The organism is Marinomonas ostreistagni (assembly GCF_016888445.1).
Classification (GTDB): Bacteria; Pseudomonadota; Gammaproteobacteria; order Pseudomonadales; family Marinomonadaceae; genus Marinomonas; species Marinomonas ostreistagni.
Window position 1 is genome coordinate 92,430 of sequence record NZ_JAFEKF010000003.1, and the last position, 18,039, is coordinate 110,468.

The 18,039-nt window shown below is 48.5% G+C and carries 17 protein-coding genes and 2 tRNA genes; 17 read left to right on the top strand and 2 right to left on the bottom strand.

The window, feature by feature from the left end:
* Positions 1–186 precede the first annotated feature (186 nt).
* The 4 genes from JQX58_RS10190 to JQX58_RS10205 all read left to right on the top strand — a co-directional run bounded on the left by JQX58_RS10190 (position 187) and on the right by JQX58_RS10205 (position 4,207).
* Positions 187–1,284, top strand: coding sequence for a polyamine ABC transporter substrate-binding protein (locus JQX58_RS10190; protein WP_204146758.1), 1,098 nt, complete (start codon positions 187–189; stop codon positions 1,282–1,284).
* 87 nt (positions 1,285–1,371) lie between these two features.
* Positions 1,372–2,493 carry a polyamine ABC transporter ATP-binding protein gene (gene potA, locus JQX58_RS10195; protein WP_204146759.1) on the top strand — a complete coding sequence of 374 codons (1,122 nt, stop codon included), beginning with the start codon at positions 1,372–1,374 and terminating at the stop codon, positions 2,491–2,493.
* Positions 2,490–3,404 (top strand): ABC transporter permease subunit, encoded by a 915-nt coding sequence (locus JQX58_RS10200; RefSeq protein ID WP_204146760.1) that lies wholly within the window; start codon positions 2,490–2,492, stop codon positions 3,402–3,404. The genes potA and JQX58_RS10200 overlap by 4 nt, the downstream gene beginning before the upstream one ends.
* Positions 3,401–4,207, top strand: coding sequence for an ABC transporter permease subunit (locus JQX58_RS10205; protein ID WP_204146761.1), 807 nt, complete (start codon positions 3,401–3,403; stop codon positions 4,205–4,207). Before JQX58_RS10200 ends, JQX58_RS10205 begins: the two co-directional genes overlap by 4 nt.
* A 5-nt stretch (positions 4,208–4,212) precedes the next feature.
* On the opposite strand, the gene JQX58_RS10210 is transcribed toward JQX58_RS10205, so the two are convergent.
* Together JQX58_RS10210 and yhbY are read right to left on the bottom strand one after the other, a co-directional pair.
* Positions 4,213–5,028 (bottom strand): hypothetical protein, encoded by an 816-nt coding sequence (locus tag JQX58_RS10210; protein WP_204146762.1) that lies wholly within the window; start codon positions 5,026–5,028, stop codon positions 4,213–4,215.
* A 95-nt stretch (positions 5,029–5,123) separates the two neighbouring features.
* Positions 5,124–5,426: a ribosome assembly RNA-binding protein YhbY gene (gene yhbY / locus JQX58_RS10215; RefSeq protein WP_204146763.1), complete on the bottom strand. Its 303-nt coding sequence runs from the start codon at positions 5,424–5,426 to the stop codon at positions 5,124–5,126.
* 535 nt (positions 5,427–5,961) lie between these two features.
* On the opposite strand from yhbY, the gene ftsH reads away from it, so the two are divergent.
* The 13 genes from ftsH to rpsO all read left to right on the top strand — a co-directional run bounded on the left by ftsH (position 5,962) and on the right by rpsO (position 18,027).
* Entirely contained in the window at positions 5,962–7,941 is a 1,980-nt protein-coding gene (gene ftsH / locus JQX58_RS10220) for an ATP-dependent zinc metalloprotease FtsH (RefSeq protein ID WP_204146764.1), read from the top strand.
* A 55-nt stretch (positions 7,942–7,996) separates the two neighbouring features.
* Complete coding sequence (gene folP, locus JQX58_RS10225; protein ID WP_204146765.1) at positions 7,997–8,836, top strand: dihydropteroate synthase; 840 nt, start codon at positions 7,997–7,999, stop codon at positions 8,834–8,836.
* Positions 8,829–10,169 carry a phosphoglucosamine mutase gene (gene glmM / locus JQX58_RS10230; protein ID WP_204146766.1) on the top strand — a complete coding sequence of 447 codons (1,341 nt, stop codon included), beginning with the start codon at positions 8,829–8,831 and terminating at the stop codon, positions 10,167–10,169. The genes folP and glmM overlap by 8 nt, the downstream gene beginning before the upstream one ends.
* Before the next feature lie 95 nt (positions 10,170–10,264).
* Positions 10,265–11,008 carry a triose-phosphate isomerase gene (tpiA, locus tag JQX58_RS10235; protein WP_204146767.1) on the top strand — a complete coding sequence of 248 codons (744 nt, stop codon included), beginning with the start codon at positions 10,265–10,267 and terminating at the stop codon, positions 11,006–11,008.
* A gap of 5 nt (positions 11,009–11,013) precedes the next feature.
* A complete protein-coding gene (secG, locus tag JQX58_RS10240) occupies positions 11,014–11,373 on the top strand; it encodes a preprotein translocase subunit SecG (protein ID WP_204146768.1) in 360 nt (119 codons plus the stop codon).
* A gap of 26 nt (positions 11,374–11,399) precedes the next feature.
* Positions 11,400–11,485: transfer RNA gene (locus JQX58_RS10245), tRNA-Leu, on the top strand.
* A gap of 45 nt (positions 11,486–11,530) precedes the next feature.
* Positions 11,531–11,607, top strand: a tRNA-Met gene (locus JQX58_RS10250).
* A gap of 152 nt (positions 11,608–11,759) precedes the next feature.
* A complete protein-coding gene (rimP, locus tag JQX58_RS10255; RefSeq protein ID WP_204146769.1) occupies positions 11,760–12,221 on the top strand; it encodes a ribosome maturation factor RimP in 462 nt (153 codons plus the stop codon).
* Positions 12,222–12,251: 30 nt separating this feature from the next.
* On the top strand, positions 12,252–13,742 hold the full coding sequence (nusA, locus tag JQX58_RS10260; RefSeq protein WP_204146770.1) for a transcription termination factor NusA: 1,491 nt from the start codon (positions 12,252–12,254) through the stop codon (positions 13,740–13,742).
* A gap of 24 nt (positions 13,743–13,766) precedes the next feature.
* On the top strand, positions 13,767–16,334 hold the full coding sequence (gene infB / locus JQX58_RS10265) for a translation initiation factor IF-2 (protein ID WP_204146771.1): 2,568 nt from the start codon (positions 13,767–13,769) through the stop codon (positions 16,332–16,334).
* 12 nt (positions 16,335–16,346) lie between these two features.
* Positions 16,347–16,730, top strand: a complete 384-nt coding sequence (rbfA, locus tag JQX58_RS10270; protein WP_204146772.1) for a 30S ribosome-binding factor RbfA — start codon at positions 16,347–16,349, stop codon at positions 16,728–16,730.
* A 9-nt stretch (positions 16,731–16,739) separates the two neighbouring features.
* Complete coding sequence (gene truB / locus JQX58_RS10275) at positions 16,740–17,669, top strand: tRNA pseudouridine(55) synthase TruB (protein ID WP_204146773.1); 930 nt, start codon at positions 16,740–16,742, stop codon at positions 17,667–17,669.
* 88 nt (positions 17,670–17,757) lie between these two features.
* A complete protein-coding gene (gene rpsO, locus JQX58_RS10280) occupies positions 17,758–18,027 on the top strand; it encodes a 30S ribosomal protein S15 (RefSeq protein WP_204146774.1) in 270 nt (89 codons plus the stop codon).
* Positions 18,028–18,039 lie beyond the last annotated feature (12 nt).

Genomic DNA, 18,039 nt, shown 5'->3' on the forward strand with positions numbered 1-18,039 from the left:
GTCACAACCGAAAGATTAAGAAACCCTCGCTAGTGCGAGGGTTTTTTTATGTTCAGTCTGTAACCTGTATAATGGCGTTCGGCAAGCAAAATGCATGTCGCCATAGTACGAATCAAGCTTCGGCATAAATCAGGTCGCGTGGCACAGCTAAAGGCCACCAATGTGTGAAAAACTAGGGGAAGTTAAATGAATTTAAAGTCTCGCGTGTCGGCAATCGCCTTCGCTGTCGGAACCGTGGTGTCCTTCTCTGCTCAGGCAGAAGACGTCGTACATTTTTATAACTGGTCAGACTACATTGATGAAGCCACTCTGCCTAATTTTGAAGAAGAGACTGGTATTTCTGTGGTCTATGACGTGTTTGATAGCAACGAAGTGCTAGAGGCCAAGTTGTTATCAGGCCAGTCAGGCTTTGATCTAGTGGTACCGACTAATGACTTTTTAGGCAAACAAATCCAAGCGGGCGCATTCATGCCCTTGGATCGTGAGCAGTTGCCGAATTGGTCTAACCTTGATCCACAAATGATGGCGCAACTAGAAACCGTGGATCCTGGTAATCAGTACGCTGTGCCGTATATGTGGGGCACAACAGGCATTGGTATCAACGAAGACAAAGTCAAAGCGGCACTTGGCGAAGATGCGCCAATCAATAGCTGGTCATTGGTATTTGAAAAAGAATACTTAGAGAAGCTTGAGTCCTGCGGTGTGGTGGCGCTGGATGCACCGACAGAAGTGATGAGCTCAGCAATGAATTATCTAGGTCTTGATCCGAACAGTACCGATCGTGATGACATTCAACAGGCCACCGATCTGTTATTGGATATTCGTCCACATTACCGTTACTTCCATAGCTCGAAATACATCAATGACTTAGCCAATGGCGATATTTGTGTCGTGATCGGTTGGTCAGGCGATATTGCCCAAGCGGCTGCGCGTGCAGAAGAGGCAGATAACGGTGTCAACGTGAGCTACATCATCCCTAAAGAAGGTGCGTTGATGTGGTTTGATATGCTTGCTATCCCACGCGATGCCAAAAATCCAGAAGGCGCCCATACGCTGATTAACTACTTAATGCGCCCTGAAGTGACTGCGGATATCACTAACTACGTGTGGTACGCCAATGCCAACCCAGCGTCTATGCCGATGGTTGATCCTGAGGTGGCGAACGATGAAAGCATCTTCCCAACGCCTGAAGTGCGCGAAAAGCTTTGGTTGCCAAAAGTATTAGATCAACGCACCACGCGTACCATTACCCGCAGCTGGAATAAGATTAAAACGGGTCAATAACCCACCAACAAAACAAGCGGGCCTTGGGCCCGCTTTTAGACTGCTAAACGGCTCACCAGCCGTGCTATTAATCCTAGAGGATGCTTAATGATTGAGCCGAGTCTTGCTCGCGACAGTGTCGATAATCACTTTTTACAAATCCAAAGTATTGTGAAGACCTATGATGACGTGGTCGCCGTCAATGATGTGTCACTGGATATCGCGAAAGGCGATATTTTTGCCTTACTTGGGGCATCGGGCTCCGGTAAATCCACCTTGCTACGCATGTTGGCTGGGTTTGAAATTCCGAACTCTGGCAAAATCGTGCTAGACGGTGAAGACATTGTGCCATTGCCGCCGTATCGTCGTCCGATCAATATGATGTTTCAGTCTTATGCGCTGTTTCCACACATGACGGTTGAGCAAAATATTGCCTACGGCTTAAAGCAAGATCGCATGCCCAAAGCCATGATTAGCGATAAAGTGATGGAAATGCTGCGCCTCGTGCATATGGAAAAATACGCTAAGCGTAAACCCGATCAGCTTTCTGGTGGTCAGCGTCAGCGAGTGGCGTTGGCACGTAGCCTCGCTAAATCCCCTAAGCTTTTGTTGCTAGACGAGCCAATGGGGGCACTGGATAAAAAACTGCGCAGCCGCATGCAGCTGGAAGTGGTGGATATCATTGAGCGCGTTGGCGTGACGTGTGTCATGGTGACCCACGACCAAGAAGAAGCCATGACCATGGCCAATCGTATTGCCATTATGGAAGAGGGGCGCATCGTCCAAGCGGGCTCACCGCGCGATATCTATGAAGCACCAAACAGTCTTGAGGCTGCCGAATTTATTGGCAGCATGAACTTGTTCCATGGTGTGATTGCGGTTGATGCCGAAGACCATGCCATCATTGAGTCTGACGAGGTCAATGCTAAGCTGTATGTCTCTTACGGTGTTACCACTGCCATTGAAGATAAGCAGGTAGTGTTTGCGGTGCGTCCAGAAAAGACCAAAATATCACGCCAACAGCCACAAGCGGCGCATAACTGGTGTCGTGGTAAAGTGCATGATATCGCTTACTTGGGTGGTCATTCGGTGTATCACATTCGCTTGGATAACGGCAAAATTCTGTACTCCTTTATGGTCAATTCGGACCGCTTTGCTGACTTGCCGACATGGGAAGAAGACATCTATGTCTACTGGTCTGACGACAGTGGCTTGGTGCTGCGTCCATGAAGAAAGTGACTGAACGTTTAAAACAGCATGCAGAGCATGGCAAGCGCTGGGTCATCGCCTTACCGATGATCTGGTTGTTGCTGTTCTTTGCGTTGCCATTTTTGATTGTGATTAAGATTGCGTTTGCCGAGTCAGCTTTGGCGATTCCGCCTTATACTGAGCTGGTCACTATGGCTGGTGACGCTCTCGATCTGCATTTGTATTTTGGTAACTTTAGCTTTATTGCTGAAGACAGCTTGTACCTTAATGCTTATCTAAACAGTATCAAGATGGCGGCGATCTCGACGGCCTTGTGTCTATTGATCGGTTACCCGATGGCTTATCACATTGCCCGCGCTAAGCCGGAGCGCCAGTCGATTTTGCTGTTGCTGATCTTGTTGCCGTCGTGGACCTCATTTTTGATCCGTATTTACGCTTGGATTGGCATCCTTAAAAGTAACGGTGTACTGAACAACAGCTTGTTGTGGTTGGGACTGATAGATGAGCCATTGGCGATTTTGAATACCAACTTGGCGGTGTACATTGGTATTGTGTATGCCTACTTGCCATTTATGGTGCTGCCGTTGTACGCCAATTTGGTGAAGCATGATTACAGCTTGATTGAGGCATCGCAGGACTTGGGCGCACGTCGTTTTACTTCGTTTTGGCAGATCACATTCCCCTTGTCTCGCAATGGCATGATCGCAGGCAGCATGCTGGTGTTCATCCCGGTGGTGGGTGAATATGTGATTCCAGAATTACTCGGTGGTAGTAGCTCGATCGTGATTGGTAAGGTGTTGTGGCAAGAGTTCTTCAATAACCGTGATTGGCCGTTGGCGTCATCGCTGGCGTTGATTATGTTGGTGCTGCTGATGATCCCGATTCATTTGTTTAGGAAGTTTCAGGACAAAGAGTGGGAGGACGCCAAATGAAAACGCGTCTGAATTTCTCTGGCGTCATGTTTTGGTTGGGCATGGCGTTTTTATATTTGCCTATGCTGAGTCTTATCATCTACTCGTTTAACGAGTCACGCTTAGTCACAGTCTGGGCCGGTTGGTCGACCAAATGGTATGGCGAGCTGTTTCGTGATGAAGGCTTAATGAATGCTGTATGGCGTAGCTTAGAAGTGGCCTTTTGGAGTGCTAATGCGGCGGTCGTGCTTGGTGTGCTAGCGTCGGTGGCGCTGACGCGCTTTGGGCGCTTTCGCGGTCGCTCGATGTTACACAGCTTAGTGGCGGCGCCATTGGTGATGCCAGACGTGATCATCGGTTTGTCATTACTACTATTGTTTGTGTCGATGACGGACCTGATTGGTTGGCCGCAACAGCGCGGGTTACTAACGATTTGGATCGCCCATGCCACCTTCTGTACAGCGTATGCGACGGTTGTGATTAGCTCGCGCTTAAAAGAGCTGGACCGCTCTTATCTTGAGGCGGCGATGGATTTAGGGGCGACGCCCGCTAAGGCGTTTGTTCAGGTGACCTTGCCGATTATCATGCCAGCCTTAGTATCGGCATGGTTGCTATCGTTTACTTTGTCATTAGATGACGTGGTCATTGCAAGCTTTGTCTCAGGCCCTGGGGCGACGACTTTGCCGATTGAGGTGTTTAGCTCAGTGCGCTTAGGCGTTTCGCCGAAGATCAATGCGCTGGCGACCTTGATCATTCTGCTGGTGTCTTTGGTGACGCTGGTTGTATGGTGGTTGTCTAGACGTAAGCTTAAACGCGCTAAATAGACGCGCTAAGCACTGGTATCAATATCACCGAGTGGCCTTGTGGGGCGCTCGGTGCCTTCCTCGCGCTGGTAAGTGACTTCGTAATTGCCTATGTAGATATAGCCTAGGCGTTGATCACTAATCAGCAGCGGTAGGGCGTCACGCTGGCGCTCAAACCAAATCTGTAAGCCTAAAAACGCTGCGTCGTAACGTACCGCTGACGTGCCCTCTAAATCGTACAATTTCTCTAGCGGGTTGGGCTCGCCATCTTGATCAATTTCAAATACCCAGTTCTCGGGAAGGGTGTCTAGCTGTTCGTCGTTGTAAGGGGTGTCGATGGATTGCACTGGCCCTAATGCGTTGAAGGCTTGTAGTAAGGCGGGCTCTAGATGTCGTGCAATAAAGGTAACGTGGCAGATTTTAGTGTTGCCTTGGCCGGCGATTTGAAATTCAAAGGTGCGCGGCGCTTGACCTTTATGTTGAGGGTTTATAGAGGGCGCGGCATAACCGCTTTGCTCAGTACCAGACGATTGCAGGGGCGGTGTTTGCAAGGCCACTTGCCAGCCATCATTCTGTGGCGCTAAGCGGGTTAACGCTTCGACCACGATTTGGTTTTGATCTAGCTGCTGAAGCACGGTTTCGAGCATGTTGGCAATGATGCTGTCAGTGGGAGTCAAAGCGCTATCGGATTCGTACGAGAGCACGATGTGATGAACTTTGGCGGCGGCTTCGCTTAGGGTAAGGCTGTCATCGGAGTAGCGCTCACGGCGACGCCTAAAACGCGTAAAATCGTCATGCTCGGGAAGCTGCTTGATGCGGTTAACGGTGTCGATAAAGATCATGTCGCGCACTCACTGTGTGGTGTTGATGACAGCTTATCGGCCGCTGTAGGGGAAAGTTAAGGCTGAAAAGCATCAGCCTTAACGAATTCAGAAGCTTAACGCAGTAGGTTAGACAGCTTAGGATTTGGCTCTAGGGCCGCACGGTAAAGTAGCGCGACTTTACCGATGGTTTGTACCACTTCGCATTTCAGTACTTTCGCTGTCTCTTCGACAATCGAGTAGCGTACTTCGCGATCGCTAATGCTGTAGCGAACTTTGATCAGCTCGTGGTCTTCTAGGGCACGGTCGATCTCAGTTAGAACTGGCTCGGTAAGACCGTTCCCAGCAACCGTAACCACTGGATTAAGGGTGTGCCCAATGTTGCGGTATTGCTTTTTTTGAACGTTCGATAAACTCATAGTTAAAATTTCTCATCTTGGTTAGCCCTCTTTATTGGAGGCATCAGAGGTTAAGCGATATTATAACGGAAGATCACCCCGTTTAGGTATGATCAAACGTGCCTGAGTTGAAAAAGAAGTGGCCGATTTCCTAGGAACCAACCAAAGATTTATCGGTCAATATCACAGGCGATTGGCAGAAAGGCTTTTTGATCAGGCGTTTAACGTGAAAAACTGATCGGAATTGGTGTCTTGCCCGTAGCTTCTGATATATTGGTAAGGATGAAACTTCCCTAGGGAAGGGAATGCCAAGACCTTAGCTTGCAATTTTTGCGTTAACCCCCACTATAGCTATGTGTTCTCAACATGGCTTACGTCGGTCGGATGACACTATTTGACTTGGCTGCGAACGTAATACGGAGTCCATTAGGCTCTGTGGTAACCCGTAAACTTTATGTGTCAGTGGCTCGCCCTGAACATACTTACTAGGACGACAAATTAAAGGTTAATGCGCAGCGTATCTTACTCTGCAAACTAGCCATTAAGAGGTGTGCTCTTGAACGATATGCTAAAAAATATTTTATTGTGGTTGGTAATCGCTGCAGTGCTACTGACAGTGTTTAACAATTTTAATACCTCGGCGGACACCAATCGAATCTCCTACTCAGAGTTTGTAGAAGAGGTTCATGATGGCCGTATCGCAAAAGTGGTGATTGACGGGTATACCATCAGCGGTACGCGTACCGGCGGTGACAGCTTTGAAACAGTTCGCCCTGCGGCACAAGACCCTAAAATTATGGACGACTTGCTTAGCAACAATGTCGTTGTTGAGGGGCGTATGCCAGAACAGCAAAGCATCTGGACACAATTGTTGGTGGCCAGCTTCCCAATCTTGATTATCTTGGCGATTTTCATTTTCTTTATGCGCCAGATGCAAGGCGGTGGTGGTAGCAAAGGCGGCCCGATGTCGTTTGGTAAGTCCAAAGCACGCCTCTTACCAGAAGATCAAATTAAAACGACGTTTGCCGACGTGGCAGGCTGTGACGAAGCTAAAGAAGACGTAGAAGAGCTAGTTGATTTCCTACGTGAGCCAGGCAAATTCCAGCGTCTAGGCGGTAAGATTCCACGCGGTATTCTAATGTGTGGACCACCAGGTACCGGTAAAACTTTGCTAGCCAAAGCCATTGCCGGTGAAGCAAAAGTACCATTCTTCACGATATCAGGTTCTGACTTTGTGGAAATGTTTGTTGGTGTGGGTGCGTCGCGTGTACGTGACATGTTCGAACAAGCGAAGAAGCAAGCGCCTTGTATCATCTTTATCGATGAGATCGATGCTGTAGGTCGTAACCGTGGCTCAGGCATGGGCGGTGGTAACGATGAGCGTGAGCAAACATTGAACCAGTTACTGGTCGAAATGGACGGCTTTGAAGGCAACGAAGGTATCATCGTTATCGCGGCGACTAACCGTCCGGATGTATTGGACCCTGCGTTGTTGCGTCCTGGTCGTTTTGACCGTCAGGTAACCGTTGGTCTACCTGATATCCGTGGTCGTGAACAAATTTTGAAAGTGCACTTGCGCAAAGTGCCAGTGGATGACGATGTCGAGCCAAAGAACATTGCTCGTGGTACACCTGGTTTCTCGGGTGCAGATCTGGCGAACTTGGTCAACGAGGCAGCACTGTTTGCGGCGCGTTCAAACCGTCGTCTAGTCAACATGGAACTATTGGAGCTTGCCAAGGATAAGATCCTGATGGGCGCTGAGCGTAAGTCCATGGTGATGAAAGAAGAAGAGAAGCGTAATACGGCTTACCACGAAGCAGGTCATGCGATTGTCGGCTACTTGATGCCAGAGCATGATCCTGTCTACAAGGTAACTATTATTCCGCGTGGTCGCGCCTTGGGTGTGACTATGTACTTGCCAGAAGAAGATAAGTACAGCCTTAGTAAGCGTGGTTTAGAATCACAAATCTGTAGTCTGTACGGTGGTCGTATTGCCGAAGAGATGATTCATGGCTTTGATGGCGTATCGACCGGTGCTTCAAACGATATCGAACGTGCTTCAAGTCTTGCACGTAACATGGTGACCAAATGGGGTCTGTCTGAAGAGCTAGGCGCATTTGCCTACGAAGAAGACGATCAGCACAGCATGACTGGCAGCAAGAACAACTACTTCTCACCTGAAACAGGTAAGAAGCTTGATGCGGAAGTGCGTGACATCATTAATCGTTGTTACCAGAAGTCGACAGAAATTCTGCATGAAAACCGTGCCAAGCTGGATATGATGGCCGAAGCATTGATGGTTTATGAAACGATTGATGCCAAGCAGATCAAAGAAATTATGGACGGCAATAAGCCAACACCACCAGCGGGTTGGTCTGACCCAGGTGCAGGCGGCAGTGCCTCTGGTGATGGTTTGGCGCAAGCAGGTGGCACCACCGAGCCAGCGCCAAGCGATCCGGCTAATCCGGATCAAATGACTGGCGATGAACAGCCTGGTCAGGCGTCCACTTCTCAAAAACCAACTGGCGAAGCTTAAGCTTCGCCAGCTTGTTTCTACCCTAATACTCTGTTCAATAAGTAAGTGATAGCACATGTCTGTGATGGTATTTGGCGATAAGTCTTTGGATTTATCGCATCCTCGTGTGATGGGGATTCTGAATGTCACGCCGGATTCTTTTTCTGATGGCGGTCGACACAACACACTGGATCAAGCATTACGCCAAGCCGAGCGCATGCTGGAAGAAGGGGCTGACTTTATCGATATCGGTGGTGAGTCCACGCGACCAGGCGCTGCCGTAGTTGGCGAGCAAGAAGAGCTAGATCGCGTCTTGCTAGCGGTCGAAGCGATTAAGGCGCGTTTTGATACCATCATTTCAGTGGATACCAGTACGCCATCGGTGATGACAGAATCCTATAAGCTGGGTGCAGGCTTGATTAATGATGTGCGTGCTTTGGAGCGCGACGGTGCCTTACAAGCGGCTGCCGCAACAGGGCTGCCAGTGTGCTTGATGCATATGCGTGGCACGCCGCAAGATATGCAAAATGCACCTAGCTATACGGATTTAGTAGAAGACGTTGAGCGTTACCTAGCAGAGCGTATTGAGGCGTCAGTCGCTGCAGGTATTAAGGCAGACAACATTATTCTTGATCCGGGTATTGGCTTTGGCAAAACCTTGGTGCACAACACGACCTTATTGAATTACACCGAACGACTGTTAGCGATGGGGCATGAAGTCCTGATCGGCGTGTCGCGCAAAACCATGATTGGCGATATCTTAAATGTGCCCGTAGCGGAACGCTTGTACGGTACAATGGGAGCCAATGCTTCCACTTACATGAAAGGTGCGCGTATTTTTCGTGTTCATGATGTGAAGCCTCATGTCGATATGCTAAAAGTCATGCATCAAATAGAAGAGAGTCGAAATGCGTAAATATTTTGGTACCGATGGAATACGCGGTGAAGTAGGTAAAGGACCGATTACTCCTGAATTCATGCTCAAACTCGGCTGGGCTGCAGGCCAAGTCTTCAAGGAACATGATAAAAAGATTTTGATCGGCAAAGATACGCGTATTTCTGGTTATATGTTTGAGTCAGCGCTTGAGTCTGGCATCGTTGCAGCAGGGGCTGATGTGCGTCTAGTCGGCCCGATGCCGACACCGGCGATTGCGTATCTAACGCGTACTTTCCGTGCCAGTGCCGGCATTGTGATCAGCGCCTCGCACAACCCTTATACTGACAACGGTATTAAGTTCTTTTCGGCTCAAGGTGGCAAGATCTCTGATGAGCTAGAAGAGCAAATCGAATACTACCTTGATCAGCCGATGCAAGTTGTGGAATCTGGTGCGATCGGTCGCGCTCGTCGTATCGAGGATGCGGCAGGACGTTACATCGAATACTGTAAGGGTACCTTCCCGATTGGTTTGCAGCTTTCTGGACTCAAAATTGTAGTCGACTGTGCGGATGGTGCGACCTACCATGTAGCGCCTAAAGTCTTCTCTGAGCTTGGTGCTGAAGTGGTCTCGATTGGTGTTAATCCTGATGGCTTGAACATCAACGAAGACAGTGGTGCGACCAAACCAGAATTGCTACGTAAAAATGTTTTGGCTGAAGAAGCGGACATTGGTATTGCACTGGATGGAGATGGCGACCGTCTGATCCTAGTGGACCGTTTTGGTAAAGTTTGTGATGGCGATGATGTGTTGTACATCATCGCGAATCACTTAATGCTAACAGGGCGCTTTAATGGTGGCGTGGTCGGCACCTTGATGAGTAACTTCGGTCTAGAGTTGGCTTTTTCAGAAAATGGTATTGGCTTTAGTCGTGCCAAAGTGGGTGACCGCTATGTTAACGAGAAGCTGGTGCAGCACGGTTGGGTGTTAGGTGGTGAACCGTCAGGTCACATCGTCTGCCGTGATATTACAACCACAGGTGATGGCATTATTGCTGCGTTGCAAGTATTGCGAGCTATGGTGGAAGAGGGTAAAGGTCTAGATGAACTGCTGTCTGGCTTGATCAAATTCCCGCAGAAGCTTAAAAACGTGCGCGTCGCTCAGCGCTTTGCGCCAGCCGAAGAGCCGCGTCTACAAAAAGCCATTGCCCAAGCGAATGAGAAGCTTAACGGGCTTGGTCGAGTGCTGCTGCGTGCCTCCGGAACTGAGCCTTTGATTCGCGTGATGGTCGAAGGTCGCGATCAAGAAATGGTCGACGAGTTGGTCGACTTTTTAGCAAACGAAGTACAGGCCGTTGCTAACGATAAAAAGTAGCAATTGGCTGATTCTTAAACTGAAATTGGAAAATAGCGCTTGCTAAGGCTGTTACAATTGCCTAGAATTAGCGCCTCGAAATCAGGGGTATGGATATGACTCGTCGCAAGATTGTCGCTGGTAACTGGAAAATGAATGGCTCTTTAGAGTCTGTTGTTGAACTGGTTCAAGGTATTCAAACTTACGCTACCCTTGATGTCGTGGTAGCCCCTTCATTTGTCTACTTGCCTGTGGTGAGCAACATGGTCCGTGATACGGATATTAAAGTTGCGGCACAGAATGCATCGGAACAAGCAAAGGGTGCTTACACTGGAGAAGTTAGCTTGTCTATGTTGCAAGACTTCTCAGTGTCTCATGTGATTCTGGGACACTCTGAGCGTCGCTCACTGTATGGTGAAACAGATGCTCAGGTGGCGCAAAAAGTAGCAGCCACTTTGGCCGCAGGCTTAACGCCAATTTTATGTATCGGTGAAACGCTAGAGCAGCGCGAAGCAGGCATCACACTTGATGTGTGCCAGCGTCAAATCGACGCCGTGCTAGACGTGATCGGTACAGAAGAATTTGCCAAGGTAGTAGTGGCTTACGAACCAGTTTGGGCCATTGGTACGGGTAAATCGGCAACTTCTGAGCAAGCTCAAGAAGTGCATAAAGGTATTCGAGATCATATTGCTAAGCGTTCAGAAACCGTAGCTCAAGTGGTTGCGATCTTGTACGGTGGCAGTGTGAAAGCATCTAACAGTGCTGAGCTGTTTGCTCAGGCTGATATTGATGGCGCACTGGTTGGTGGCGCATCACTAGATGTTCAAGAATTTAATTCGATCATAGAATCTGCGAAGTAAGATAAATGGAAGCTTTAGTTTTAGTTGTTCATGTATTAGCTGCCGTTGCTATTATCGGGTTGGTATTACTACAGCAAGGTAAAGGTGCTGATGCAGGTGCTTCCTTTGGTGGTGGCGCATCACAAACAGTATTCGGTAGCCAAGGCGGCGGAAGCTTCTTTGGTAAACTGACCGCTCTTTTTGCTCTTGTATTTTTCTTAACAAGCTTTGGCTTGGCGTTCTTTGCGAGCGAACAAGCGAAAGACGTAAGTGGTGGTCTGGACTACGTTCCAAGCGCGCCACAAGTTGAAGAAACTGTGGAAATGCCTGAGCTTGATACAAACGAAGCATCTACAGAGAATCAAGATATTCCTACTGTAGACTAATCAGAAGTCTACGCTAGCAAGTAATTGCCGATGTGGTGGAATTGGTAGACACGCCATCTTGAGGGGGTGGTGGCCTACGGCTGTGCCGGTTCGAGTCCGGCCATCGGCACCATTCTTGAGAATGACGCATTATTGTAGTATAGTGTGCTCACGTTGACGCGGGATGGAGCAGTCTGGTAGCTCGTCGGGCTCATAACCCGAAGGTCGTCGGTTCAAATCCGGCTCCCGCAACCAACCTTTTCTTATTGTTGTCATACAATAAGAGTAAGGTCTGAGAAGATCTTAGAGTTTGGATGGCCCCTATATGGGGTTTTTTGCTATCTGAACTTCGTCAAATGGGCCTTGAGCCCGTTTTTTGTTTCTACGCTTTTTACCGGAGAAGTCATTTGTCTACTAAGTTCACACAACTTGAAGAGCTGGTCAGACCTGTTGTTGAAGGTTTGGGGTTTGAATATTGGGGCCTTGAATATCTATCACAGGGCAAGGATTCTGTTCTTCGTGTTTTCATTGAAACAGACTCCGAAGAAGGTATTGATGTAGAAGACTGCGCATCGGTAAGTCGCCAAGTAAGTGCGATTTTGGATGTCGAAGACCCAATTACTGGCGAATACAACCTTGAGGTGTCTTCACCTGGTTTGGATCGCCCATTATTTGAACTCAGCCAGTACCAACGTTTTATTGGTTCTGTTGTTTCATTGCGTTTGCGCGCACCATTTGATGGTCGTCGTAAATTTAAAGGTCAGCTCACCGGCGTGGAAGGTGATGAAGTGGTGCTGCTCGTGGATAACGAAGAGTACTTGCTGCCAATCGAGTTGATAGAAAAAGCAAACATAGTTCCTCAGTTTTAATTTATTCAACCTTTGAGAGAGGCTAAAAGGATGAGCAAAGAGATTCTTTTGGTAGTAGAAGCGGTTTCAAACGAAAAAGATGTGCCAAAACAGGTGATTTTTGAGGCCGTAGAAACTGCTCTAGCGAGTGCTGCTAAACGTCGCTTTGAAGGCGATGTGAAAGTACGTGTATCAATTGACCAACGCACTGGTGATTACAAAACATTCCGTCAGTGGAACATCGTCGCAGACGAAGATTACTCAGCTCCAGATTCAGAATTAACCACTGATGACATGGAAGAAATGGGTCAAAACCTGGGCGCAGGTGAGATCTACGAAGAGGAAATCCCGTCTGAAGAGTTTGGCCGTATTGCGGCGCAAACAGCAAAACAGGTAATCGTACAAAAAGTACGTGAAGCTGAGCGTGCGAAAATGGTGGCTCTATACAGTGACCGTGTTGGCAAGCTTATTCACGGTCAGGTTAAGAAAGTCACCCGTGACAGCTTGATCATTGACCTTGGCGAAAACGCAGAAGCGTCTTTGCCAAAAGAAAACCTAATCAACCGCGAGACGTTCCGTCTAAACGATCGTATTCGTGCGTTGTTGCTAGAAATCCGTGAAGACAACCGTGGTTCACAGTTGGTCCTATCACGTACGGCGCCTGAGTTCATGGTGGAATTGTTCCGCCTAGAAGTGCCAGAGATTTCTGAAGAAGTTATCGAAATCCGTGGTGCATCACGTGATCCTGGCCTACGTGCCAAAATTGCTGTGAAGACCAGTGATCGCCGTATCGATCCAATCGGTGCGTGTGTCGGTATGCGTGGCGCACGTGTGCAAGCGGTTTCTAACGAAATGAATGGTGAGCGAGTTGATATCGTGCTTTGGGATGATAACCCAGCGCAACTTGTGATCAACGCGATGGCACCTGCAGAAGTCGACTCAATCGTGATCGATGAAGATTCACACTCTATGGATGTGGCTGTGAAAAGCGACAACCTAGCACAAGCGATTGGTCGTAACGGTCAAAACGTTCGTTTGGCGTCTGCTCTTACGGGTTGGACATTGAACGTGATGACCAGCGAAGATGCTGAAGCGCGTCAACAAGAAGAGTCACAAAAACTGATTGACCTTTTTGTTTCGGCTTTGGACATCGACGATGATCTAGCGATTCAGCTAGTCGAAGAAGGCTTTGCAACAGTAGAAGAAGTTGCATACGTGCCGATGGAAGAAATGTTGGATATCGACGGATTTGATGAAGATTTGGTAAACGAGTTACGTACTCGAGCTAAAGAAGCGCTACTTAACCAAGCGCTACAAGCTGAAGAACAGCTTGAAGGTGCTAAACCTGCCCAAGATCTTTTAGAGATGGAAGGCATGGACAACCACCTAGCTTTAGTTTTGGCATCAAAAGGCGTCATTACGATGGAAGATCTGGCTGAGCAGTCAGTAGATGAACTAATCGAAATTGAAGGAATGGATGAAGAACGTGCTGCTGCATTGATTTTGACAGCACGTGCGCCTTGGTTTGCCGAATCTGAATAAATCTGAGTAAAAAGGGGGAACTTAATGACAGTTCAAACCGTTAAGATACTATCTGAATTGGTGAACACACCAGTCGATAAGCTACTGGCTCAGATGAAAGATGCTGGTCTGCCACAAAACAGTGCAGACCAAGAAGTCTCTGATGTTGAAAAGCAAATACTGTTAAACTACCTAAAGCGTCAGCACGGCGAAGCGGAAGCGGGCGAAGGCTCGCAACGCATTACGCTACAGCGCCGTACTAAGAGCACCTTATCAGGTGACGGTGGTAAATCAGTAAACGTAGCCGTTAAGAAAAAGCGTACATACGTAAAACGTAACGACGTTGAAGATGAATTGAAGCGTCAGCAAGAACTTTTAGCGGCACAGCGTGAAGCCGAAGAGCAAGCACGCATCGAAGCGGAAAAGGCTCGCGAAGAGACGGCGAGACTTGAAGCCGAACAGGCGGCTAAGGCAAAAGCCGAGGCTGAAGAACAAGCTCGACTAGAAGCACTGCGTATCCAGGAAGAACGTGACGCTGCAGACCGAGCTGCACAGCAAACGGAGCAAAACGACTCCGATACGGGAGCGGATAAACTCGTGGATAATTCGAAAGAGACCAAAACTAATCGTAAGGTGTCTCAGGGCGCTGGCGACACTAAATCAAGTGGTCCAGCACCGAAAGGTAAAAAAGCTGCACCAAAGCAAAACACCGACAAAGCGCGTGGCCGTAACACCGATCAGAAACGTAGTGGCCGTGTGTCACTAAACGACGATGATGATTACAACCGTCGCGGCGGCAAGCGTAAACTGAAAAAACCAGCGAAGCAGGAACACGGTTTCCAAAAGCCAACTGCTCCGATCATTCACGAAGTGGCTATTCCTGAAAGCATCACAGTAGCAGAGCTGGCTGACAAAATGGCTATCAAAGCCGCTGAAGTGATCAAGGTTATGTTTAAAATGGGCGCGATGGCGACCATTAACCAAACCATCGACCGTGACACAGCAACGCTTGTCGTGGAAGAAATGGGTCACAAAGTTAAGTTTATCGATGAAAACGCTGTCGAAACTGACATGCTTGATGCCATCGATTACGAAGGTGATCAAATCAAACGTGCGCCAGTTGTGACCGTAATGGGTCACGTTGACCACGGTAAAACGTCACTACTTGACTACATCCGTACCACACGCGTGGCAGCGGGCGAGTCGGGTGGTATCACACAGCACATCGGTGCTTACCACGTAGAAACTGACCACGGTATGGTGAGCTTCTTGGATACACCTGGACACGCGGCCTTCACCGCGATGCGTGCACGTGGTGCCCAAGCGACGGATATCGTTATCCTAGTCTGTGCGGCCGATGACGGTGTAATGCCACAAACCATCGAGGCGATCCAGCACTCACGTGCTGCAGGCGTACCAATTGTGGTTGCGATTACTAAGTGTGACAAACCAGATGCGGACCTAGACAAAGTTCGTAACGAACTTGTTGCTCAAGAAGTCGTGCCAGAAGAGTGGGGCGGTGATGTGCAATTCGTAGAGGTTTCTGCGAAGTCAGGCCAAGGTATCGAAGAACTGCTAGAAGCGGTTCTACTGCAAGCCGAAGTACTTGAGCTAACAGCCGTACCAAGCGCACCAGCGAAAGGTGTTGTGGTTGAATCACGCCTAGATCGTGGACGTGGTTCGGTAGCGACAGTACTGGTTCAAAACGGTACGCTTAACAAAGGCGACATCGTACTAGCTGGCCTTCAAATGGGTCGTGTACGTGCGCTGCTAGACGAAAACGGTAAATCTGTTCAGTCGGCTGGTCCTTCGATCCCTGTGGAGATCCTAGGTCTAGACGGTACACCAGATGCTGGTGAAGAATTCATCGTGGTAGCCGATGAGCGTAAAGCACGTGAAGTTGCGAACTTCCGTCAAGGTAAATACCGTGAAGTACGCTTTGCTCGTCAGCACTCTGCTAAGCTTGAAAACCTATTCTCTGGCATGGGCCAAGAAGAAGTGGGTACGCTTAACATCGTACTTAAGGCTGACGTTCGTGGCTCACTAGAAGCCTTGATCAAGTCTTTGACAGACCTAAGTACTGACGAAGTAAAAGTGAATGTCGTATCAAGCGGTGTCGGTGGTATCACTGAAACTGACGCGACTCTAGCGCTTGCTTCTAACGCGGTAATCTTTGGTTTCAACGTCCGTGCGGACAGTTCAGCGAAGCAATTCATCGAGCGTGAAAACGTAGACCTACGCTACTACAGCGTCATCTACAACATCATCGATGATGTGAAATCTGCGCTATCAGGCATGTTGACACCAGATCTACGTGAAGAGATCGTCGGTACTGCAGAAGTACGTGACGTATTCCGTTCACCTAAGTTCGGCGCGGTTGCGGGCTGTATGGTCATCGAAGGTACGGTTTACCGTAACGAGAAGATCCGTGTCCTACGTGACAACGTGGTTATCTACGAAGGTGAGCTTGAGTCGCTACGTCGCTACAAAGATGCTGTCAACGAAGTTCGTCAAGGTATCGAATGTGGTATCGGTGTGAAGAACTACAACGACGTGAAAGAAGGCGATAAGATCGAGGTCTTCAAGACTATCGAAGTCGCTCGTTCACTGTAATAGGGATACATAATGGCAGGCGAATTCAGTCGTACTAGTCGTATCGGTGACCAGCTCCAAAAGGAGCTGGCATCCCTTATTCAATTTGAAGTCAAAGACCCACGTCTTGGCATGGTAACGATCAACGAAGTGCGTGTCGCTAAAGACTTGGGCTACGCTGATATTTACTACACCGTGTTGGGGTTAGACGATAACGTAGAGCGCTTGGCGGAAAACCAACAAGCACTCGACAGCGCTAAGAACTTTTTGCGTCATCGCTTGGCCAAAGAAGTCAAATTGCGTGTTATGCCGCAGCTACGTTTCCACTACGATCAAAGTGTGGTGAACGGTGCGCGCATGTCCGCCTTGATTGAAGAAGCGATCCTTAAAGATCAAAACAAAGATTCACAAGAGTAAGCGATTACCATGGGGAAAACGCAATGGCGCACCATTGATGGTGTCGTGCTATTAAATAAACCTCTGGGTCTAAGCTCTAATCAAGCGCTACAAAAAGTTCGTCGTGTGTTCCGGGCTGCCAAAGCCGGGCACACTGGCGCTCTTGATCCGCTTGCCACCGGCATGCTCCCGCTTTGCTTAGGTGAAGCCACCAAATTCTCTCAATTCCTGCTCGACGCAGATAAACGTTATATCACCTGTATTGAACTGGGTATTCGTACCACCACAGGCGATAAAGAAGGCGACATTCTCACCAACGAAACTGTCCCTCAGCTATCTGATGACGAATTAGAAGCGCTGTTAAACCGTTTTCGTGGCGAGATCGAACAAGTACCACCGATGTACTCGGCACTAAAACACGAAGGCAAGCCTTTGTACGAATACGCGCGCCAAGGCATCACCATTGAGCGTAAACGCCGCACCGTGTTTATCTCTAATCTTGAGGTACTTGAGCGCACCGACAACACGCTAACACTGGATATCAGCTGCTCTAAAGGCACCTACATCCGTACCATTGGCGAAGACATCGGTGAAGCGATGGGCTGTGGTGCTCACCTTAAGACACTGCATCGTGTCTCGACGGCTGGCTACGATCCAGCGGATATGCTGAGCATTGAAGAATTTGAAGCCTTGGCAGAGCAAGGGGAAGACGTGCTGGATCAGACGCTTATGGGTTCAGATACCGCCGTATTACATTTGCCAAAAGTTGTCATGACACTGCAAGAATCACAAGATATTGTATTTGGGCGTCTGTTGCATGACACCCGTGGTCATGATGAAGGTCAACTGTTACGCTTATACGTCGCCGACTCAGGTGCTTTTATGGGACTTGGGGAAGTGAAAAAAGGCAAAATTAAGCCTCATAGATTAATAAATACGAGTGAGTTAGCGCGCAAGTAGTGTTATAATTCCTCGCCCTAGGATGACTGGAAATATGCTCGGCCATCCTGGATTCTGTTTTAAGCATATTAATTTGGAGATAAAGATTATGGCATTGACTGCAGAACAAAAAGCAGCATTGGTTCAAGAGTTTCAAACAGCTGAAGGCGACACTGGTTCTCCTGAAGTTCAAGTAGCTTTGTTGACTAAGAACATCGAAGGTCTACAAGGTCACTTTAAATCTCATAAACAAGACCACCATTCTCGTCGCGGTCTAATCCGCATGGTAAACCAGCGTCGTAAGCTGCTGGACTACCTAAAGCGTAAAGACGCAGCACGTTACACTAGCCTAATCAAAAAGCTAGGTCTACGTCGCTAAGACTGAAAAGAA

Coding starts and splice junctions, on each gene's coding strand:
- nusA (WP_204146770.1), top strand. CDS start 12,252: ATGAGCAAAGAGATTCTTTTGGTAGTAGAAGCGGTTTCAAACGAAAAA.
- secG (WP_204146768.1), top strand. CDS start 11,014: ATGGAAGCTTTAGTTTTAGTTGTTCATGTATTAGCTGCCGTTGCTATT.
- glmM (WP_204146766.1), top strand. CDS start 8,829: ATGCGTAAATATTTTGGTACCGATGGAATACGCGGTGAAGTAGGTAAA.
- JQX58_RS10210 (WP_204146762.1), bottom strand. CDS start 5,028: ATGATCTTTATCGACACCGTTAACCGCATCAAGCAGCTTCCCGAGCAT.
- JQX58_RS10205 (WP_204146761.1), top strand. CDS start 3,401: ATGAAAACGCGTCTGAATTTCTCTGGCGTCATGTTTTGGTTGGGCATG.
- infB (WP_204146771.1), top strand. CDS start 13,767: ATGACAGTTCAAACCGTTAAGATACTATCTGAATTGGTGAACACACCA.
- JQX58_RS10190 (WP_204146758.1), top strand. CDS start 187: ATGAATTTAAAGTCTCGCGTGTCGGCAATCGCCTTCGCTGTCGGAACC.
- yhbY (WP_204146763.1), bottom strand. CDS start 5,426: ATGAGTTTATCGAACGTTCAAAAAAAGCAATACCGCAACATTGGGCAC.
- tpiA (WP_204146767.1), top strand. CDS start 10,265: ATGACTCGTCGCAAGATTGTCGCTGGTAACTGGAAAATGAATGGCTCT.
- potA (WP_204146759.1), top strand. CDS start 1,372: ATGATTGAGCCGAGTCTTGCTCGCGACAGTGTCGATAATCACTTTTTA.
- folP (WP_204146765.1), top strand. CDS start 7,997: ATGTCTGTGATGGTATTTGGCGATAAGTCTTTGGATTTATCGCATCCT.
- JQX58_RS10200 (WP_204146760.1), top strand. CDS start 2,490: ATGAAGAAAGTGACTGAACGTTTAAAACAGCATGCAGAGCATGGCAAG.
- rbfA (WP_204146772.1), top strand. CDS start 16,347: ATGGCAGGCGAATTCAGTCGTACTAGTCGTATCGGTGACCAGCTCCAA.
- rpsO (WP_204146774.1), top strand. CDS start 17,758: ATGGCATTGACTGCAGAACAAAAAGCAGCATTGGTTCAAGAGTTTCAA.
- truB (WP_204146773.1), top strand. CDS start 16,740: ATGGGGAAAACGCAATGGCGCACCATTGATGGTGTCGTGCTATTAAAT.